The sequence below is a fragment of the Roseofilum capinflatum BLCC-M114 genome (genome assembly GCF_030068505.1).
Classification (GTDB): domain Bacteria; phylum Cyanobacteriota; class Cyanobacteriia; order Cyanobacteriales; family Desertifilaceae; genus Roseofilum; species Roseofilum capinflatum.
On the sequence record NZ_JAQOSO010000092.1, the window covers coordinates 117,774 to 135,078 of the forward strand.

22 protein-coding genes and 2 pseudogenes are annotated in these 17,305 nt (G+C 42.3%); 9 read left to right on the plus strand and 15 right to left on the minus strand.

The annotated features are described in order from the left end of the window. Positions 1-157: 157 nt before the first annotated feature. Positions 158-1,003, minus strand: a complete 846-nt coding sequence (locus PMG25_RS17815; protein ID WP_430540976.1) for a TIGR02452 family protein — start codon at positions 1,001-1,003, stop codon at positions 158-160. A 159-nt stretch (positions 1,004-1,162) separates the two neighbouring features. Next, the gene (locus PMG25_RS17820; protein ID WP_283768241.1) at positions 1,163-1,816 is read right to left on the minus strand and encodes a TetR/AcrR family transcriptional regulator; all 654 of its coding nucleotides are present in this window, start codon (positions 1,814-1,816) and stop codon (positions 1,163-1,165) included. A 231-nt stretch (positions 1,817-2,047) separates the two neighbouring features. Here PMG25_RS17820 and PMG25_RS17825 point away from each other — a divergent pair, with 231 nt between their 5' ends. The 4 genes from PMG25_RS17825 (at position 2,048) to PMG25_RS17840 (ending at position 5,041) form a co-directional block, all read left to right on the plus strand. Further along, positions 2,048-3,019: a Rieske 2Fe-2S domain-containing protein gene (locus PMG25_RS17825; protein WP_283768242.1), complete on the plus strand. Its 972-nt coding sequence runs from the start codon at positions 2,048-2,050 to the stop codon at positions 3,017-3,019. Between the two features lie 205 nt (positions 3,020-3,224). Further along, a complete protein-coding gene (locus tag PMG25_RS17830; protein WP_283768243.1) occupies positions 3,225-3,617 on the plus strand; it encodes a RidA family protein in 393 nt (130 codons plus the stop codon). Positions 3,618-3,680: 63 nt separating this feature from the next. Further along, positions 3,681-4,388, plus strand: a complete 708-nt coding sequence (locus PMG25_RS17835) for a DUF4336 domain-containing protein (protein ID WP_283768244.1) — start codon at positions 3,681-3,683, stop codon at positions 4,386-4,388. A 47-nt stretch (positions 4,389-4,435) separates the two neighbouring features. Continuing rightward, a complete protein-coding gene (locus PMG25_RS17840; RefSeq protein WP_283768245.1) occupies positions 4,436-5,041 on the plus strand; it encodes a transglutaminase-like domain-containing protein in 606 nt (201 codons plus the stop codon). Here PMG25_RS17840 and PMG25_RS17845 read toward each other — a convergent pair. The 3 genes from PMG25_RS17845 to PMG25_RS17855 all read right to left on the minus strand — a co-directional run bounded on the left by PMG25_RS17845 (position 5,038) and on the right by PMG25_RS17855 (position 7,639). Next, positions 5,038-5,664: a Uma2 family endonuclease gene (locus tag PMG25_RS17845; protein ID WP_283768246.1), complete on the minus strand. Its 627-nt coding sequence runs from the start codon at positions 5,662-5,664 to the stop codon at positions 5,038-5,040. The two genes, PMG25_RS17840 and PMG25_RS17845, sit on opposite strands and share 4 nt — an antisense overlap. 169 nt (positions 5,665-5,833) lie before the next feature. Beyond that, positions 5,834-6,475: a GTP cyclohydrolase I FolE gene (gene folE / locus PMG25_RS17850; RefSeq protein ID WP_347178874.1), complete on the minus strand. Its 642-nt coding sequence runs from the start codon at positions 6,473-6,475 to the stop codon at positions 5,834-5,836. Between the two features lie 99 nt (positions 6,476-6,574). Next, positions 6,575-7,639 (minus strand): CobW family GTP-binding protein, encoded by a 1,065-nt coding sequence (locus tag PMG25_RS17855; protein ID WP_283768248.1) that lies wholly within the window; start codon positions 7,637-7,639, stop codon positions 6,575-6,577. A 61-nt stretch (positions 7,640-7,700) separates the two neighbouring features. Between PMG25_RS17855 and PMG25_RS17860 the strand changes: the two are divergent. Both PMG25_RS17860 and PMG25_RS17865 read left to right on the plus strand, forming a co-directional pair. Then, positions 7,701-8,069, plus strand: a pseudogene (locus PMG25_RS17860) (element excision factor XisH family protein); the annotation flags it as partial. After that, the gene (locus PMG25_RS17865) at positions 8,057-8,416 is read left to right on the plus strand and encodes a XisI protein (RefSeq protein ID WP_283768249.1); all 360 of its coding nucleotides are present in this window, start codon (positions 8,057-8,059) and stop codon (positions 8,414-8,416) included. The pseudogene PMG25_RS17860 and the gene PMG25_RS17865, both read left to right, overlap by 13 nt. A gap of 208 nt (positions 8,417-8,624) precedes the next feature. On the opposite strand, the gene PMG25_RS17870 is transcribed toward PMG25_RS17865, so the two are convergent. The 8 genes from PMG25_RS17870 to PMG25_RS17905 all read right to left on the minus strand — a co-directional run bounded on the left by PMG25_RS17870 (position 8,625) and on the right by PMG25_RS17905 (position 14,897). Further along, positions 8,625-8,804 carry a hypothetical protein gene (locus PMG25_RS17870; protein ID WP_283768250.1) on the minus strand — a complete coding sequence of 60 codons (180 nt, stop codon included), beginning with the start codon at positions 8,802-8,804 and terminating at the stop codon, positions 8,625-8,627. Between the two features lie 238 nt (positions 8,805-9,042). Further along, positions 9,043-9,426: a hypothetical protein gene (locus tag PMG25_RS17875; RefSeq protein WP_283768251.1), complete on the minus strand. Its 384-nt coding sequence runs from the start codon at positions 9,424-9,426 to the stop codon at positions 9,043-9,045. A gap of 107 nt (positions 9,427-9,533) precedes the next feature. Beyond that, positions 9,534-9,692, minus strand: coding sequence for a hypothetical protein (locus PMG25_RS17880; protein ID WP_283768252.1), 159 nt, complete (start codon positions 9,690-9,692; stop codon positions 9,534-9,536). A gap of 114 nt (positions 9,693-9,806) precedes the next feature. Then, positions 9,807-12,074, minus strand: a complete 2,268-nt coding sequence (locus tag PMG25_RS17885) for a WD40 domain-containing protein (RefSeq protein ID WP_283768253.1) — start codon at positions 12,072-12,074, stop codon at positions 9,807-9,809. A gap of 57 nt (positions 12,075-12,131) precedes the next feature. Beyond that, positions 12,132-13,079 carry a DUF1822 family protein gene (locus PMG25_RS17890; protein ID WP_283768254.1) on the minus strand — a complete coding sequence of 316 codons (948 nt, stop codon included), beginning with the start codon at positions 13,077-13,079 and terminating at the stop codon, positions 12,132-12,134. A 54-nt stretch (positions 13,080-13,133) separates the two neighbouring features. Beyond that, positions 13,134-14,000: an RNA polymerase sigma factor gene (locus PMG25_RS17895; RefSeq protein WP_283768255.1), complete on the minus strand. Its 867-nt coding sequence runs from the start codon at positions 13,998-14,000 to the stop codon at positions 13,134-13,136. Positions 14,001-14,176: 176 nt separating this feature from the next. Next, positions 14,177-14,419, minus strand: coding sequence for a hypothetical protein (locus PMG25_RS17900; RefSeq protein ID WP_283768256.1), 243 nt, complete (start codon positions 14,417-14,419; stop codon positions 14,177-14,179). Between the two features lie 175 nt (positions 14,420-14,594). Further along, positions 14,595-14,897: a type II toxin-antitoxin system Phd/YefM family antitoxin gene (locus tag PMG25_RS17905; RefSeq protein WP_283768257.1), complete on the minus strand. Its 303-nt coding sequence runs from the start codon at positions 14,895-14,897 to the stop codon at positions 14,595-14,597. A 179-nt stretch (positions 14,898-15,076) separates the two neighbouring features. Here PMG25_RS17905 and PMG25_RS17910 point away from each other — a divergent pair. The 3 genes and pseudogenes from PMG25_RS17910 to PMG25_RS17920 all read left to right on the plus strand — a co-directional run bounded on the left by PMG25_RS17910 (position 15,077) and on the right by PMG25_RS17920 (position 16,662). Then, a pseudogene (locus tag PMG25_RS17910) lies at positions 15,077-15,493 on the plus strand (XisH family protein). Beyond that, complete coding sequence (locus tag PMG25_RS17915) at positions 15,481-15,843, plus strand: XisI protein (protein ID WP_283768258.1); 363 nt, start codon at positions 15,481-15,483, stop codon at positions 15,841-15,843. The pseudogene PMG25_RS17910 and the gene PMG25_RS17915 overlap by 13 nt, the downstream one beginning before the upstream one ends. 363 nt (positions 15,844-16,206) lie before the next feature. Then, the gene (locus PMG25_RS17920; RefSeq protein ID WP_283768259.1) at positions 16,207-16,662 is read left to right on the plus strand and encodes a helix-turn-helix domain-containing protein; all 456 of its coding nucleotides are present in this window, start codon (positions 16,207-16,209) and stop codon (positions 16,660-16,662) included. Between the two features lie 67 nt (positions 16,663-16,729). Here the strand turns inward: PMG25_RS17920 and PMG25_RS17925 are convergent, their stop codons facing one another. Further along, positions 16,730-16,999: a Txe/YoeB family addiction module toxin gene (locus tag PMG25_RS17925; RefSeq protein ID WP_347178875.1), complete on the minus strand. Its 270-nt coding sequence runs from the start codon at positions 16,997-16,999 to the stop codon at positions 16,730-16,732. Between the two features lies 1 nt (position 17,000). Next, positions 17,001-17,261 (minus strand): type II toxin-antitoxin system Phd/YefM family antitoxin, encoded by a 261-nt coding sequence (locus PMG25_RS17930; RefSeq protein ID WP_283768261.1) that lies wholly within the window; start codon positions 17,259-17,261, stop codon positions 17,001-17,003. Positions 17,262-17,305 lie beyond the last annotated feature (44 nt).

The window sequence follows — 17,305 nt, forward strand, 5'->3', positions numbered from 1 at the left end:
TACAGGGGGAGTTCCCCCAATCTAGGATACCGGTAATTGAGTTATAAATTAAAAATTTTGAGGGTGGGTCTGATGCGATCGCTCCCTATTTTCTCTAAAATATTTTTGGATACCATTTCCATTATCGCCTACACCCTTTCTTTTGTCAAGGGCTATATCAGGATTTATCTGTAAATTGGCGTTCAAATTCAGCTAAGATGGGCTGCTGTTTGTTTGAGGAAAGAACAGAGAATACTACCATTTTGAAGCGCCCCCAAAAGGGGCGATCGGGTAGGAGGAAATCAGCAAATGTTTGGGCAACAACGGTGGGATCGTTTCTAAACACACCACATCCCCAAGCGCCTAAGACTAAAGCATCACACTGGTGATGGGCAGCTAGACTGAGGACTTTACGGGTGCGATCGCCTAAAACTTGAGGAATGTCTTTGAGTTGTTCGGGATTATTGCGGGCGATCGCCCCAGCATTGGGCGCTGGACTGGTGATAAAATTGACCCGATAGGGAGTCTCTAGCAATGTGCCGTCATCTTGGCGAAAAACGGGACAATGGGGTGAATAAATCATCCGATGGGAGTACAACAGATCGCGATGAGCGCGATGATAGTCGTAGTATTCTCGGCACTGAGTTAAACTCTCATACAATGCTGAACTGCGAGCTAAACTTTCTTCCTGAGCTTGGGAACCGTTGAGGAATCCACCTCCAGGATTCTTCGCGGAGGCAAAATTAAGGACACCAATTCTATCAAACTGCTGCGATCGCGCCAGGCGTTCTGCCCCGACTAAAGTCGTCTCATTCTTAACAATAAACTCCGTCTGCTCAAAGGGAGGCGCAAGGGAAAGAACCTGATTTTCAAGAGTCACTAGGGTTTCAGGTTCGTAGTATGTGGTTCTGGCTAAACAGGTTTTAATGTCCTGTTGGATATTCACCAGTTGCCCTTGCTCCCCATGATAAGAGCCAACATTGAGAATATTTAGCGTATCTTGGGCGATCGCCCGCCGTTTCATCTTCATAGCGCTGTTTTGACCCAATTGCGAAACCTCTTGATTAATTCTAAATAATCCATCGTTTCGGCTTGTTGGAGAAATAATGTTTCAGTCCAACTAGGCTCTATCATAGCTGTCCAGAACGATGAACGAAAAATTTAGTCCGTAATTGACTATTGCTCATACTTGTCCTGAAGTCGTCAATCCAGCAAGAATAAATTCAACCGCAGTTTCGGTTTGCTCTTTCACCATCTCAGCACTGAGGAGAGCTTTCTCAGTATTGAGATACTTCAAGTTTTCATAGGCATCAAAGTAAAACGAACAAACCCCTAAAATATTAATGGCTGTCAGGAATGGATCGACCGGGCGAAATTTCCCTTCAGCAATGCCTCGCTCCAAGATCTCAACAATGGCTTGAAACCCAGCTTCCCAACCTGTCTGTTCCCCATAGCGTCCTTGATTCTGAATCGCTTCTTGAAACCAGAGCATTCCATGCCAGCGATGACTCACTTCAAACCCGATATAGTTTCGCACAACAGTTTCTAATGCCTGCTCCGGAGATAATTTCTCCAAATCAATGGATTGAAAGGCATTATTAATTTCATCAACAAGTTGCTGTAAGACGGATTTATACAGGGTTTCTTTGTTTTTAAAGTAGTAGCAGAGCATCGCCTTGGTCACTCCGCTACGAGTAGCGATCGCTTCTGTCCTTGCGCCAGATAAACCATACTGTGCAAATTCTTCAATTGCAGCGGCCAGAATATTAGCTTTTGTGACTTCCGGATTACGACTTTGTTTTTCCTTCTTGGCAGCAGGGTCAAATGGCTTGGGCATGATCTAGAGCATTTTAGCAAACAGACTACTCTATCCAGCCTAAACCTTATAGCGCTTTGCGCTAGGCAAGAGGCAAAAGGCAAAAGGCAAAAGTCTTAGTGTACAAAGGTTTGAGCATTTGCCAATGTACTTATAGCAGCGCGAAGTGCTGTATTTTCCCTTCAAAAGGGCTTGACAAGTCAACTAAACATCTGTTTAATTAGCTAAACAGATGTTTAATTAGAATTCGTTATGCAACCCATTCTTCCTGGTGCGCCTTGGCTGATCGCGCACAAGTCCATGCTGGGTATCAATAGCCCCTATAAAGTCACATTGAATGCCCAAGATTACGTCCTTTGGCAGAATGCCTCTGGAGAGGTTTTCGCTCTCAATAACATTTGTCCGCATATGCAAGCCCCTTTATCCAATGGCTGGATTTGTGAGCAGCGCAATACGATCGCCTGTCCATTTCATGCTGTAGAATTCAACGGATCGGGTCATTTGTGGCGAGAAGGTCAGTTAAGTCGAGCGCCATTGGCTGACCCGTTAGACTTAATTATTGATGGGGACTTGATCTGGACTTACGGCGGATTTGAGCCTCGACTCCCGATTCCTGAGTTGCACCGCAAGGTTGCCTCTGAGTACGAATTTCTAGGCGTAACCGCCCAGAGAAGTATTCAAAGTGATTTTTTGAGTAGTCTGATGATTAACTACGATCATGATCATCAAAATGGCACTCATCGAGAATTTTTTAAAGTGAAATCTTGTCAGTCGAAATTCGTGACGAAAGAGGGCATCTATGCCAAGGTTTCGCAAGCCGTGGAGAAAGCTGACTACACACCAGAGGAAATTACCGCCAGTCCTTTCCTAGGAGCCATTCCAGAAGTGATGCAGAATTTTCTAGAATATGTGTTTCCCTCAACACAGTTCTTTTGCTTAGTTTCACCTGATGTTCAAACCTATCAAGGTCATATTCTTTATCCAGAAACAGAGACGACAACCCAAACATTTATTTTGCTCTATGCAAAATTCAGCGATCCCGCACTGAAATCAGTGATGCAAGAGTCTTTACTCAATATGGCTTCAATTGTTGTACAACAAGACGTTCAATGTCTTGAAAGTTTATATCCACGGCAAAAACCAAAACTTTATCTGCCTAACGAAGAAATTATGTTCTACGCAGAAGACCTTTATCAACATTGGAACTTGATGCCTGCACTCTAGTAGAGCGCCACAGCAATCAGCCATCTGTTCAAAATTCACAAGATACCTGTTGTACAAACCAATTTGACTGACAGAGTTAGAATTTTGTCAATCAACTCGCTAATCACTATAGTAGTTTTAATGAGTTATACCATGCCTGTTACCAAGCCTGCATCGGCGATCGCCCGTCGTTTCATATTCATATAATTGCATCAGGAGTCTTAGAATGAACGAAATCGAGACAGAAGCAGGACTAGCAAAAACCTCCAACTACTATTATGCTAAACAAATTGGAAATCAACTGTATGTAGCTGGCCAAGTTCCCCATGATGCAAGCGCTCAATTGGTTGGCAAGGACGATCCTTTTGCACAAGCAACCCAATGCTTGCAGAATCTTCAGACTCTACTGGGTGCTTATGATTTTACTCAAGCTGATATTCAGCAGCTCACTGTATATGTTGTGGGTGAGCAGGCGAATCTTGTTGCTGCATGGAGTGCGATCGAAACATGGTTCGAGGATCGAGTCCCTCCCGCAACTCTATTGGGGGTTTGGCGGCTGGGTTATCCAGAGCAGCTTGTTGAAATTGATGTAACCATCATACGAGAGGCTCAAGTTTGAGGCGCAGACTGCCAACACAGCAATGAGAGACTATAATCTTAACTCATCCTGTGGAGTTTCCTAATGCTCAAAGAACTTGACACAGATATTTGGGTTGCCCAACAACCCCTCCGATATCTTGGACTCAGCGTCGGAACGAGAATGACCATGATTCGATTGGAAAATCGAGAATTAGTCGTGATTTCTCCTATTCAAGCCAGCGATACACTCGTCAGTCAGCTTGGCGAACTTGGAGTTGTTAAACATATGATTGCGCCCAACCTGTATCACCATTTATTTGCATCTAACTTCAAATCTCTTTATCCCGAAGCGACATTTTGGGCTGTACCCGGCTTAGGGATCAAAAAACCAGAATTGCCCATCGATCGCACTATCGAGAGAGATAGGGGTGAGTTATTCGCTGGGTTAGAGTTCGTCTTTTTCAAGGGCTTTAGGGTTTTGGGTTTAAACGGAGTTGATGAATTCAATGAATGTGTCTTTTTTCATGCATCTAGCCGGACTCTAATTTTAACAGATACAGCCTTTCACTTTGACGAAAGCTTTCCACTGCTCACGCAATTTGCAGCTAGAATTCTTGGTGGATATAAACAATTGAGTCCATCTCTACTAGAGCGCATTGCCACAACTGACATAGAAGGAGTTAGAGCATTAGTAAAACAAATTTTACAATGGGACTTTGATCGAGTTATTATGGCTCATGGCAGTGTTGTTGAGCGAGATGGCAAAGAGAAATTTAAGCAAGGCTATGAGAAGTTTTTAAGGGGGTTATAAAATAGGATGAGTTGTCTAACGGCGATCGCAGATTAAGGAAAAACTACATGGAAGAATTCTTGCAAGCGACTGACGCGATCGACTGGCAAAATCCAGAAATTATGGACTGTGCCACAAAAATCACGTTAGAATGTACAACCGTATTAGAAAAAGCTAAGGCTTGTTTCGAGTGGGTGCGAGATGAAATTTATCACAGTTTTGATTATCAAATGAATCCTGTAACTTGTCGTGCGTCTGATGTTCTTAGGCACAAAACAGGGTATTGCTACGCTAAAAGTCATTTACTAGCCGCACTCCTTCGAGCTAATCAGATCCCCGCAGGCTTTTGCTATCAACGATTGAGTATTGATGATAAGGGCGCACCCTACAGCTTACATGGTTTCAATGCTATTTACTTACCGGAAATTGGTTGGTATCGGGTAGATTCCAGAGGGAACAAAGACGGAGTTAATGCTCAATTTGCTCCTCCCCAGGAATGTTTATCATTTAAAATTCAGTTGCCTGAAGAAGCAGATTTTAACGTCATTCTTGCCGAACCCCTTCCTATTGTGGTAGAAGCTCTAAAATCCCACAATACTTGGGATTCTATGCTTGATAACCTTCCCGATATTTCGATAGATTGTGCGGATTATTATGGTCTGAAACAAACTTAAAGCGCTGTTCTGACCCAATTGCGAAACCTCTTGATTAATTCTAAATAATCCATCGTTTCGGCTTGTTGGAGAAATCTGGAAATGTCTGGGATGGGAATATTGGGGAAAAATTGACTGTTCGTAGAGGCAATATACTCTTCATTTTGTAACTGTTGGATAGTTAGAGCGTTGCCATCATAAATCCAAACTTCAGGGACTCCCAAAGAAGCATACACCTGCAAGCGATCGCTGGAACTGCTGGTGATATCAATTTCAATCACCAGATCGGGGGGCGGATCTTCCGGTTTCAATCTTCGCCGGCCGCGAATAGCCGCAATATTGCGGATATAAAAACATTCATCAGGTTCTGCTCCGCTTAACTCTGGATGCTTGTATGTAGTCGATCCCAGGGGATAAATGTTAATCTCTAATTCTTCTGCCAGAGTCTCGACAAAGCGCCCCATGACCGTTTTATGCAGTTCGTGTTCGGGTGAAGGAGCCAATATTTCTAATTTTCCGCAATAGTAGGTTAAGCGCAAACGCCGGTCTTGCAGTTCTTCCAGAAGATGTTCGTAGGTTTTCCAACTAATACCCGAAAGATGGATCATTTCAGGGGGGGTTGCTGTGGGTAACGTGGCTGTCATCGCTCTTCCTCAGAACGCTCTGGGTTAGATTATAGGCGATCGATCATTCATATCAAGTCCGGATACTGAACTCAAGGATCTGGGTAAGGTGGGCAGGGTATGCTTGTAGGATTCCAATAATGTCGCTTATCCCCTTCCCACCCTACGATCTGGCTAGATGCAGTTATCCTCAAGAGTGAAATGAGGGACTGTGGCGAATCAAGCTCATAAACTCTTGGCGGGTTTTGGCATCTTCAGCAAAGACTCCCTGCATAGAACTGGTCACCGTCCAAGAACCTGGCTTTTGTACCCCCCGCATCACCATGCACATATGGGTGGCTTCTACAACGACAGCGACACCTTGGGGTTGTAGCAAACCCTGTAGAGCATTGGCAATTTGTTGAGTGAGCCGTTCCTGAACTTGTAGGCGACGGGCATACATTTCGCAAATGCGGGCAATTTTGGAAAGACCAATGACTTTACCGTTGGGAATATAAGCGATGTGGGCACGTCCTAGGATTGGTAAAATGTGGTGTTCGCAGGAGCTAAAGAGATCGATATCCCTTACCAAGACCATTTCATCGGTATCTTCGTGAAATACAGCGCCGTTGAGCAATTCATCCAGGGATTGGTGATAACCAGAAGTGAGAAATTGGAGAGCTTTGACGACTCGTTTCGGAGTATCCTGCAATCCTTCGCGATCGGGGTCTTCTCCCAATCCTAGTAACAAGGTTCGCACGGCTTGTTCCATCTCGGCTTGGGAAACCGGTGGCTGAGGTGGAGCAGAAATGGCAGCAATGGTTTGATCGACAGATAGGTTACGAGCAGGCATTTGGGCAGTCATAAAATTTAAGGGGGGTATAAGGACAGTTCAGAATTGAGTTGTGTGGAGGTTGCCCTCCTACGATGGAGAAAATGAATGAACCAGGAACTAGGGCGCTTGACAGAGGGCGAGTTGCTGACAAATTTCTTCTCTGTTGATATGCCGCCCAATGACCACGAGTTGGTTACTGGGGGTGGCATTATCCCAGTCTTCAGCGCTTAGAGTGAAGCGCTTGCCACAGAGCTGAAAGATGTGTTTCTGGGGACTTTGGGTAAACCAGAGCAAACCCTTAGCCCGAAATACGTTGGAGGGTAAAGTATCGAGAAATTTTTGAAACTTCTGTAGAGAGAAGGGGCGATCGCTGCGATAGGATACAGACACAAACCCATCGTTATCCAAATGATCGGAGTGATGGTGATGATGTTCGTGATCGTGATGGTCATGACTGTGATCGTGATGGTGGGGATCGTGGCGATCGAGCTGGGTTTTTTCAATCTCTTCCTGGACGAGATCGGCGTAGGATTCTTGGTTGTTATATCCCACATCCAAAATGACCGGCAGAGGCACTTTCCCATTTTGGCAGCGCATCATGCGAGGCTTTTCTTTGATCGCCTGAATGTGACCTTCCAATTCCTCGACTTTTTCAACAGCAACTAAGTCGGTTTTATTGAGCAGAATAATGTCCCCATAGGCAATTTGTTTCAGGGCTGCTTGGCTATCAAAATGTTCTGGGGTAAATTCAGACGCATCCACTAGGGTAATTACAGAGTCAAGATGGGTTAGATCTCGTAACTCAGTACCCAGAAAGGTGAGCATGATGGGCAGGGGATCGGCGATGCCTGTGGTTTCAATCACCAGATAGTCAATGCGATCGCTATTTTCTAAGACGTTGTAAACGGCCTCAACCAAGTCATCATTAATGGTGCAGCAAATGCAGCCATTACTCAGTTGCACCATCTCTTCATCGATAGACACCAGCAGTTGACTATCGATATCAATGTCGCCAAATTCATTCACCAATACCGCTACTTTCAAATCCTGACGATTGCTGAGAATCTGATTGACTAGGGTAGTTTTGCCACTGCCCAAGAAACCGGTGATGATGGTCACTGGCATCCCTCGCTTGGGAATCTCAAGTGAGGATGGAGTGATGTCGCTGGATGTAAGGGTCATAGACTAAACATAAAATGATAATCATTCTCACAAAATAAGATGATACCACAAAAATCAAGTCAAGGATCGCTGGCAAATTACAGATGACCCCCTAGAGTTGGATTGGGAAGAAGTTACGGTTAAAATCGATCTAGCCGCAGAACGACTGATTGCTGCGGAACGGGAAAACGAAAAAATTGCGGTGGAGATTAAGAGTTTTATTAGTCCTTCAGCGATTAGTGATTTTCATACAGCATTGGGGCAATTTTAAAATTACCGAATTATGCTGGATGTGAATGAACCTGAGCGATCGCTTTATCTTGCAGTTCCAGTTGAGGCCTACGAAAGTTTTTTCCAGAGTCGTCTAGCGCAGGTTGCTGTTCGGCAAAATCAAGTTAAGTTGTTAGTTTACGATCCCGTTTTTGAGGAGGTTGTGCAATGGATAAGATAGGGCACTATCGAGACTGTATTCAAAAACTCCTAACGGAACATAGTCATTACAGTCAGGATACGGCCGAGGTGGAGAGTTTACTGTGTTTCGATGTAGAGCGCGATCGCTATCAACTGATGCGGGTGGGGTGGAAACATTTGAAGCGAATCTATTATACAGTGTTACATTTCGATATTCGAGACGGGCAAATCTGGTTACAGCAGAACGCGACGGATAGTGATGTGGGAGAAGAGTTGGTGGCCATGGGAGTGCCGAGGGAGGATATTGTTTTAGGGTTACAACCACCCTATAAGCGACCTTATACGGGGTATGGGGTAGGGCGCGATCGCGCCCTCCACTGTAGCTAATCCAGTTGAACCCTTCTTTTAGGGATCATGGAGATGAACTGCTTGTTTAATCACCGCAGAAACACTATAGCGCTTGTCTTTCCGTTCAATTAAGGAGCGATCGCACGACATTGCTCTTGTAAGATCCAGATACAGGCAATGAGAGAAAAAAGTTTCAGCTTATACCATACAGGTAGGCAATAAGCTGAAACTCATCTTCAACTTGTGGTTACTTTAACCGTGGATAATTTGTTTCTACCACTTGAATAGAGGGGGTGGGGAACAGGGTAATTTTATCGGCTAAGGTAACCCAAGCGGCGACAACTTGGGGAATTTCAATCAGCAAAATAATGCCAACGGTAATACAAAACTTGCGCTTGCATTCTTTTTTGGGGTTAGAGATGCTCATCAGCTTGTCCTCCAGTATTTTTATACAATCGTTTGCGCTGTATCGGGGTACAAAATTGTTAGAAGAAGTCATTGCGAATAGAACGCAAATGAAGCAATCCCGACAATTTCGTTAACCTTGGCGATTGCTTCCCTGCGGTCGCAATGACAAGTCTTTAATGGGATTTGATCTGACTTCTGCATGATTAACAAATTTAGAGAGTAGAAATTATGCTTTTCTACTCTCTAGGGATGGCTATCTAGCCTTGATAGATGTATTGTTGAATGAAATCAAACGTGCGTTGGGGAAGTTTTTGTTGTTGCCATGCACCATAAGCAGCAGTGAAGGCCAGAGGCCATAAAACAAACATGCTGACTGCGCCGACAACGGCTTTATCCGCCCATTTTCCGGCCCCAATTTCTACGGTGAGTGTGTTATCTTGGTGACGGAGAACGATGTTCAGAGCAGAGGAGAGTCCGAGCATATTGCGCCATCCTCCTTGACGCGCTTGAATTACTTTGTCGCCATTGCTTAATTGGAGGTCTTGGACTTGATAGTTTTGGAATTCAAACCATTCTTTAACCGCATGGGTAAGACCGTTGAGGTTAAGGTTGGAGGCGTTAAAGTTGCGAGTATCTGTCATTGGATTTGTCCTTCATGAATGTTGTTCTATTGATGTAACGTTTGCGGAGGTGGCCTTTTATGCAAAAGGGAGGGGGAGTTGCTAGAACGTAGACTCCCCAGGAAAGGCTAAACCGGTGGCAAAACGAGAACGACAAATAGAGCGATAAAACCGCCGAGAATGCCTAAAACAAACCACAATGTGGTATCCCGGTTTTTCTTCTCTGCAACCATTCCGGTAGCAGCTCCCATGAGAAACCAGACGACGAGGATGAAAATGTTTTCCATGTTGGGTTACTTCCATTTGTGTTTCTATAGAAGTAACGTTGTGGAGGCTCTGAAATTATGCAAATGTGGTAGATAAGTTTGGGATAAGTGATAGCGATTTATGCTGGTCTTCCTTTATTTCAGTTTTTGCCAAACTTTAATTTCACTTTTGTCTGCACAAGAACTGACTATAACTTTTCCATCACAAGCAAAAACTATAGAATAAATACCCCTCAAATAACAACCATCAGTTTCAGGAGTATCTAACATTTGAATAAGTGTTCCATCTATAGGATTCCAGAGCTTAATGGTGCTGTCCGAACACCCACTAGCTAAAATCTGATTATCTGGACTAAAAGTGAGACAAGATACATTGTTACATTCAGCCGATAGAGAATGAAGTAACTGACCTGCTTTCCAGTTCCATATATTAAGTCTTCCTTCATAAGTTCCACTAGCTAGAAGATTACCATCATGACTAAATGCTAATGATCGTATAATTGCATCATACCCAAACAGAGTCCGTTTGATTTTGCCAGTGTGCAAATCCCAAATATCAATTTTATTGTCACACATACTAGCAACTGTTCTACCATCAGTGTTGATGGCCAAAAGAGCATTGTCATGACTACTAGAAAGCGTATGGATAATTTGTCCGGTCTGTACTTCCCAAACTTTAATTGTTTTGTCTATACTACCACTTATGATAAATTCTCCATTCGGACTAAATTTCACACACATCACATCGTCAGAATGTCCTGCTACATTTGTTCTACTAGCTTGCTTGTAAACAAAGTCTGTTGATATAGGTAAGAAATTAGATGCAATATTAAGAATATCATCAGTAGTTTCTCCTAAAATTGCAAATCTTCGATTTCCTAAAGCATTTAGCAATTCACCTGTTTGTAAACTCCAAATCTTGACCTGTGTACCCAAATCACAACTAGCTATTTGCCTACCATTTGGATTGATTGAAATATCATAACATTTACCGAGATCAACAGATAGGCTCTTCTGAAAAATTAGCTGATAATGACTGTCTTTATCTTCTTCTATTTTCCACATTTTCAGTATTGACCCAAAGGTGGTGACAATTATCCTATCATTGACGGGATTAACGGCAACACATCGACACAGATCATAAGCTTCATAACTCCTCAAATTTGATTCAACAATATCAACACATTGCCATTTATTATATTTATCAGAATTTTTAGCTTGATCGGCCTTTTTAGAAACTTTAAGAAACTCTCTCCACAACAAAGGTCGAGTGTCAGGATGCTGCTGAAAAATCACTGGATTCCAACTCATACCTGGATAACTATCATCATAATTATCTTTGAGTTTTTTCCTTGTTTCGCGTAAAGCATCATGTAAACTTCTGTCACCCTCTCCACCAGCAAAAGCTTTGAGGAAATCCTGTAAAAAGTCTTGTGCTACTGTATCCGGAACTTTATTCCGCATGACAATAACTTGAGGCAAAGATAACTCTTGTAACTGATTGGCAATACCCAACCCATCACAGGAATTAAATATTGCCAATTGCAAACCATTAGCGATGGCTTCTACTAAAGATTCCTTTAAATTGCTAATAGAGATCGTTTCTTCACTTCCATTTTGATTCCGCTTTAGCAATAAATATCCTTTATTAGTATCTCTTTCACTCCCACTATGTCCAGAATGAAAAATAATTTGCCAGTGTTTTTCCCACAATTTATCAACTAAAATTTGGCGAGTTGGCTGCGCTAAAAACTCGATGTCTGCATCTAATTTACTAATTGCATCCAGATCTGATTGATAATCAATTTTTGAAATTGTCTCTTTTTCTAACGGCTCACCCAGAATAACTAAAATTTTAACTTGAAATAGTTTTCTGGAGTCCAAGTTTAGCCCCACGGCTGTCTGCTGTGATGGACTAAAGACAAACTCAGTTTTGGATAATTTATCAGAATCGCTAAATAACTCCCAAACTTGCCAAGGAAGTTGCTTTAGCGAATCATTATCTGTCTGAATAATAACTCTAACTCTATCCTGTCTATTAAGTTCCAATGATAAAGCGCTAATAATTTTCTGCCAATCTTTATGCTGATGTTTTAACCATTCTTGAACTTTCTTTTCTAGCTCTTCTGTTTGTCGAGGAAAGCTAATTCCTACTTGATTAACCTGAGCAGCAGGAAGTTTAATTGATCGACTGGCAAAATATTGAATCCATTCTTCAAAATTCTGTTTCCATTGTCCAAGACTAGACTCTGTTAAACCTTTAGGAGCAGGTGGCAACCATCCATTGGGAATACGGTTACTTCCTTCAATTCCATCAGTTCCAATACGCACCGTGACTGGAAAGCCCGTTTCAAAGCTTCCTTCTCCAAACTCAAAGATGACCCATTTTCTGGTAACTGCCATACCCTTTGAATTTCCACACAAGACAATTGGTTGTAGATGATCAGCAGTATAGCACAATTATAACAAAAAATGTTCTGTAACACTACTTTCCTCTAGACTTACGCGAATACTAAATTGATCCTTGGGTTCACCTGTAAATTCTAACTTTAGCCAATTCGCTGCTCTCGCTTGTACTTGCAATTTAGGGATAGGAGTACCCGTTTCATCCAATACTGTCAATTGAACTCCATCAGGTAAATACATTGCATCCGCAGCAGGATACAACCGCACATTAATCTGAATTTCTGCTTCACTCAATTGTTTTTGCCGAATAATCAGTATCACAGTTTCTTGATGCATTTGCACTCCTAAACGGATCACTTTTGCACCATTGACTTCGGGTTGTTCAATCCCTTGATGATTGGGCTTAATACTACGAGTTGGATTTAAAGCTAAGGTGAGCGCAACTTCTTCGGGCTGCCATCCATTCTCAAAAATTTGTTGAAACCATTCACATAATTTAACTAATGGATGATCTGCTTCTACCTCTTTGACTTGATATAGATGATCGATCGCCTCCTCAAGAGATTGGATTTGATGTAGTGGAAGATACTCCGTACTTACTTGCTTCACAAACCCCAACAAATTCGCTTCCCACTCTTGGGCATCAATTTCCGTGACAAAATAGCCAATTCGATCTTGCCATACTTCTTGAGGAATATAACAAACCTCCGCATTCGGTAACACAGCACGGCATTCTATTTTACCAAACCCTTTCAAATTTAAATCCGCGATATCCATAAAGTAATGGGTAAAATCATCATTACTCTGGTTCTGTGCAATTCTATCGGCTAAATCACTCTCTATTGCCAGATATTGAAAGTAAGCACTAACCGCACACCGAGCCAAAGTGTTCAGATAAATTTGCTCCTGTTTTTGAGGATGTTCATATTTTTGTTTCCAACGGTTAGCCAGATCAAAATCCCGTTTCCTCAAAGGAATGGTAATCATCGAATCTCTATTCATAGTTGGTAATTCTGCGCTCATCGTTTTTCTCCCTGATTCCTCATTTCATACAATTTACAAATAGTCTTCGCGAATCTCTTCCCAGCCATCCAAATAGCGACTGATATATTCAATGAAATCCTTTTTTTTCTGCGGGTGTTCATCTAGATAATTAATCCAACGATAAGCCGTTTGCTCTGGGTTTTTAGCCTGCACACCAAAGTATATGGCAATTTCCCGTGCTGATTTCCCTTCAAGTCTCAAGAGTAAAACTTGTTGAAGAGTCACCGGATACTTCTTGGCTATATTATACTGGAGTTTCTTCTCTAGATCGGTGGCAATGATCTCTCTGAGTTTCTGACCATTAGACATTGGCTTCTTGTCTTCATCAGATATCTCTTTACCATACAAATTCATGTCAGTTAAAGATATATTGTTCTGTTGATCTCGCTGCTTCCGGCGCAGTTTATCAAGGGTTCGATTTCTAATAATCCTCATAAACCAAGCCATAAATGCAGATTCTTCGCGAATCTCATAGTTGTTAATGGCCTGATTAAGAGATGCATAAGATTCATCTAGACTATCCTGAACCAAATCCTTATCTTCCTTAAATCTCTGTTTTAAGGCTCTCAAACTATTTCTCAAATCATCTGATTGACTGATTAACCTGATGAGTTTCGTCAAAATATGATTGCGCTTGACTAGGTACTTTGGATCTTCAGCACCTAATTTCAGGGCTTGAGCTTGACGCACCAACTCTTTGAGCTTTCGGTCTAAATCATAGTTCATAAACTCTGGGGTGACAGAAAGGCAATAAATATAGTATAGACTCAAACAGGCATTATCGGATACACTAGGATGGAGAACAAAACAGGCGATCGCCCCATTCTCGACTCCTCTGCCTTTCCTTCGTCTATAGCACAATACAGGTGGATTCGACATCATCAAAACCTAAGATTTCATCCTTGCTAAACACTCAACGCTGCAAGGCCGCCCCATTTATGCAACAAAAATGTAAATTTTTGTAATATCATATCCGCTAAATCAGCTATAGCTTGCACCAACAGATGAAGCACCTGCTGTTCAAGGGCGGATACAGGTATCAAGGAGATATTGCATTAAAATAGCTCCGGTTTGTGAGGGGGAATGAGTTCATCCCGATAGGACTCGGAAGCAGGAAAATCAGGGACTCCTTGATAAGATAAGATCGCTTCTGGCCATTGGTAAGCTGAAATGGGTGGCGCTTGCATTGTGTGGCGTAATACTTGCAGAATCAATGTGGATAGGGAAATATTGGATTGCTCCGCTTGACGGATGAGGTCTTGTTGGAGGTCTGGCGGTAAGTTGATGGTAATTTGCATCGATGAATTTTCCTCAGTTTATCCCTGTTGGGGTGATATTTTATTATCACATCCTATTGCCCAGAAATTGGGTTATGCTCACAACAAAATGCTCAGTAGCATTAAATCACGGCTCAAGCAGAAGACTTAGACTTGGGGTATTGACTTTGGCAGATTTTACCGCCGTGCCTCTATCTCATCCATTTAAAATGTCCCTAATTGTTGATTCGTCAACACCATCTTTTACGGGCGTTTGTCCACCCTCTTTAATGGATTGAGACATTCCAGGTATAGATTGTAAATACAGAGTTTCTTGAATTGCATTCCAATCTGTTTCACTAATCACAATAGCATTACCGGCAGAACCTTGTAATAAAATCGGCCGATCATTTTCAAGCGCTCGATCGACTAATTCATTAATTAGATCGGCGTATTCATTTTTTGAAGTGGCTTCCATTAAATCTCCTTTTTTTGCGATCGACGCTAAACTAATGGTCATCAGGCAATTTATCTATTTTACTATGATTTTATAATCAATACCGATGAACCCATTCGCATCTTGAGCCAATCATAGGCGATCGCCATGCCAACTCCCTCATGATGGCGTATCTGCTATATATTGGCTCATGTGAGCAAAAACTTGTGATTGACACCAGCGTTAATCAGTAACAACGATTTATGTCTGCCAGAGATATTTTCCATGAAGCGGTCAAACGAGCGTTGCTCAAGGATCGCTGGCAAATTACAGATGACCCCCTAGAGTTGGATTGGGAAGAAGTTACGGTTAAAATCGATCTAGCCGCAGAACGACTGATTGCTGCGGAACGGGAAAACGAAAAAATTGCGGTGGAGATTAAGAGTTTTATTAGTCCTTCAGCGATTAGTGATTTTCATACAGCATTGGGGCAATTTTAAAATTACCGAATTATGCTGGATGTGAATGAACCTGAGCGATCGCTTTATCTTGCAGTTCCAGTTGAGGCCTACGAAAGTTTTTTCCAGAGTCGTCTAGCGCAGGTTGCTGTTCGGCAAAATCAAGTTAAGTTGTTAGTTTACGATCCCGTTTTTGAGGAGGTTGTGCAATGGATAAGATAGGGCACTATCGAGACTGTATTCAAAAACTCCTAACGGAACATAGTCATTACAGTCAGGATACGGCCGAGGTGGAGAGTTTACTGTGTTTCGATGTAGAGCGCGATCGCTATCAACTGATGCGGGTGGGGTGGAAACATTTGAAGCGAATCTATTATACAGTGTTACATTTCGATATTCGAGACGGGCAAATCTGGTTACAGCAGAACGCGACGGATAGTGATGTGGGAGAAGAGTTGGTGGCCATGGGAGTGCCGAGGGAGGATATTGTTTTAGGGTTACAGCCGCCCTATAAGCGACCTTATACGGGGTATGGGGTGGGGGGCGATCTCGCCCTCCATTGTAATGAATAGAGTTTAATTCCTAAAGGAAATCTTAAAAAGGCTGGAATCCTTATATATCAATGGTTTTAGCCTTGATAGGGAACAACTTAGTATTTTAGTGAACCTCTTGCTGTTAGGCACTTTCAACGACTTCGGGAATCAGCTCTTAGATCGCTCCGCTTTACAGATGAGGTCTTGTTGGAGGTCTGGCGGTAAGTTGATTGTAATTTGCATCGATGAATTTTCCTCAGTTTATCCCTGTTGGGGTAACATTTTACTACATCCTACTGCCGAGAAATCAGGTTATACTGACAACAAAATGCTCAGTAGCATTAAATCACGGCTGTAGGTAGACTAGAGGTAACAAGAGAGGGCTACTATGGGAGGCTTGCTATGAGCATTAATCAATCAACCACGATTCCCACTGCTGAAGAAGCACGGATAGCAAGAGAGGCCAGCAGGACATTTGCGACTCTAATTCCCAATCAAAAGCCATTACAACTGACAGTAACCAGTGATGATGACATTGAGAGAGAACTGACTCTTCCGCCAACAGCAGTTCGACTCCTTCTCGATATTCTCGAACAGATGGCCCTAGGTAAAGCAGTCACCATTATCCCCGTCAATGCTGAGTTAACGATCCAGCAAGCTGCTGACCTACTCAATGTTTCCCGTCCATTTCTCATAGATCTCATCAACAAAAATGAAATTCCTTACCGCAAATTGGGTCGGGGTCAACGAATTTTATTTGAAGAACTGATGAACTATAAGCAGAAAGTTGAACGGTCTCAAAAAGCAGCTCTCGAAGAACTTACGGCTCAAGCAGAAGAGTTAGACTTGGGGTATTGACCTTGGCCAATTTTACCGCCCTCTACGATGCTTGTGTCCTCTACCCAGCACCACCGAGTTTTCCAGATTAGGATTCATAATGTGTCCACATTCGGATAACTTTTATGATTTTTTCTTCTAGTAATATTTGATAAACCAAACGATGCTGAATATTAATTCTTCTAGAATAGTAACCCTGCAAATCTCCGCTTAGTTTTTCATAGGGAGGATAGGTAGCATAAGGATTTTCTTTGATTACATCCAGAATCTTGGTCACTTGCTTCCCTAGCCCAGCAGATGCTATTTTTCTAGAATCTTTTTCTGCTTGCTTAGTAAATAAGATCTCCCATTCCTCTATTTCATCCATTTAAAATGTCCCTAATGGTTGATTCATCAATACAATCTTCTACGGGCGTTTGTCCACCCTCTTTAATGGATTGAGACATTCCCGGTATAGATTGTAAATATAAAGTTTCTTGAATCGCATTCCAATCTGTTTCACTAATGACAATAGCATTACCGGCAGAACCTTGTAATAAAATCGGCTGATTATTTTCAAGCGCTCGATCGACTAATTCATCAATTAGATCGGCGTATTCATTTTTTGAAATAGTTTCCATGTAATCTTCCTTTTTTACGATCGACGATAAACTAATAGTTCTTA

Coding starts and splice junctions, on each gene's coding strand:
- PMG25_RS17815 (WP_430540976.1), bottom strand. CDS start 1,003: ATGAAACGGCGGGCGATCGCCCAAGATACGCTAAATATTCTCAATGTT.
- PMG25_RS17820 (WP_283768241.1), bottom strand. CDS start 1,816: ATGCCCAAGCCATTTGACCCTGCTGCCAAGAAGGAAAAACAAAGTCGT.
- PMG25_RS17825 (WP_283768242.1), top strand. CDS start 2,048: ATGCAACCCATTCTTCCTGGTGCGCCTTGGCTGATCGCGCACAAGTCC.
- PMG25_RS17830 (WP_283768243.1), top strand. CDS start 3,225: ATGAACGAAATCGAGACAGAAGCAGGACTAGCAAAAACCTCCAACTAC.
- PMG25_RS17835 (WP_283768244.1), top strand. CDS start 3,681: ATGCTCAAAGAACTTGACACAGATATTTGGGTTGCCCAACAACCCCTC.
- PMG25_RS17840 (WP_283768245.1), top strand. CDS start 4,436: ATGGAAGAATTCTTGCAAGCGACTGACGCGATCGACTGGCAAAATCCA.
- PMG25_RS17845 (WP_283768246.1), bottom strand. CDS start 5,664: ATGACAGCCACGTTACCCACAGCAACCCCCCCTGAAATGATCCATCTT.
- folE (WP_347178874.1), bottom strand. CDS start 6,475: ATGCCTGCTCGTAACCTATCTGTCGATCAAACCATTGCTGCCATTTCT.
- PMG25_RS17855 (WP_283768248.1), bottom strand. CDS start 7,639: ATGACCCTTACATCCAGCGACATCACTCCATCCTCACTTGAGATTCCC.
- PMG25_RS17865 (WP_283768249.1), top strand. CDS start 8,057: ATGGATAAGATAGGGCACTATCGAGACTGTATTCAAAAACTCCTAACG.
- PMG25_RS17870 (WP_283768250.1), bottom strand. CDS start 8,804: ATGAGCATCTCTAACCCCAAAAAAGAATGCAAGCGCAAGTTTTGTATT.
- PMG25_RS17875 (WP_283768251.1), bottom strand. CDS start 9,426: ATGACAGATACTCGCAACTTTAACGCCTCCAACCTTAACCTCAACGGT.
- PMG25_RS17880 (WP_283768252.1), bottom strand. CDS start 9,692: ATGGAAAACATTTTCATCCTCGTCGTCTGGTTTCTCATGGGAGCTGCT.
- PMG25_RS17885 (WP_283768253.1), bottom strand. CDS start 12,074: ATGGCAGTTACCAGAAAATGGGTCATCTTTGAGTTTGGAGAAGGAAGC.
- PMG25_RS17890 (WP_283768254.1), bottom strand. CDS start 13,079: ATGAATAGAGATTCGATGATTACCATTCCTTTGAGGAAACGGGATTTT.
- PMG25_RS17895 (WP_283768255.1), bottom strand. CDS start 14,000: ATGTCGAATCCACCTGTATTGTGCTATAGACGAAGGAAAGGCAGAGGA.
- PMG25_RS17900 (WP_283768256.1), bottom strand. CDS start 14,419: ATGCAAATTACCATCAACTTACCGCCAGACCTCCAACAAGACCTCATC.
- PMG25_RS17905 (WP_283768257.1), bottom strand. CDS start 14,897: ATGACCATTAGTTTAGCGTCGATCGCAAAAAAAGGAGATTTAATGGAA.
- PMG25_RS17915 (WP_283768258.1), top strand. CDS start 15,481: ATGGATAAGATAGGGCACTATCGAGACTGTATTCAAAAACTCCTAACG.
- PMG25_RS17920 (WP_283768259.1), top strand. CDS start 16,207: ATGAGCATTAATCAATCAACCACGATTCCCACTGCTGAAGAAGCACGG.
- PMG25_RS17930 (WP_283768261.1), bottom strand. CDS start 17,261: ATGGAAACTATTTCAAAAAATGAATACGCCGATCTAATTGATGAATTA.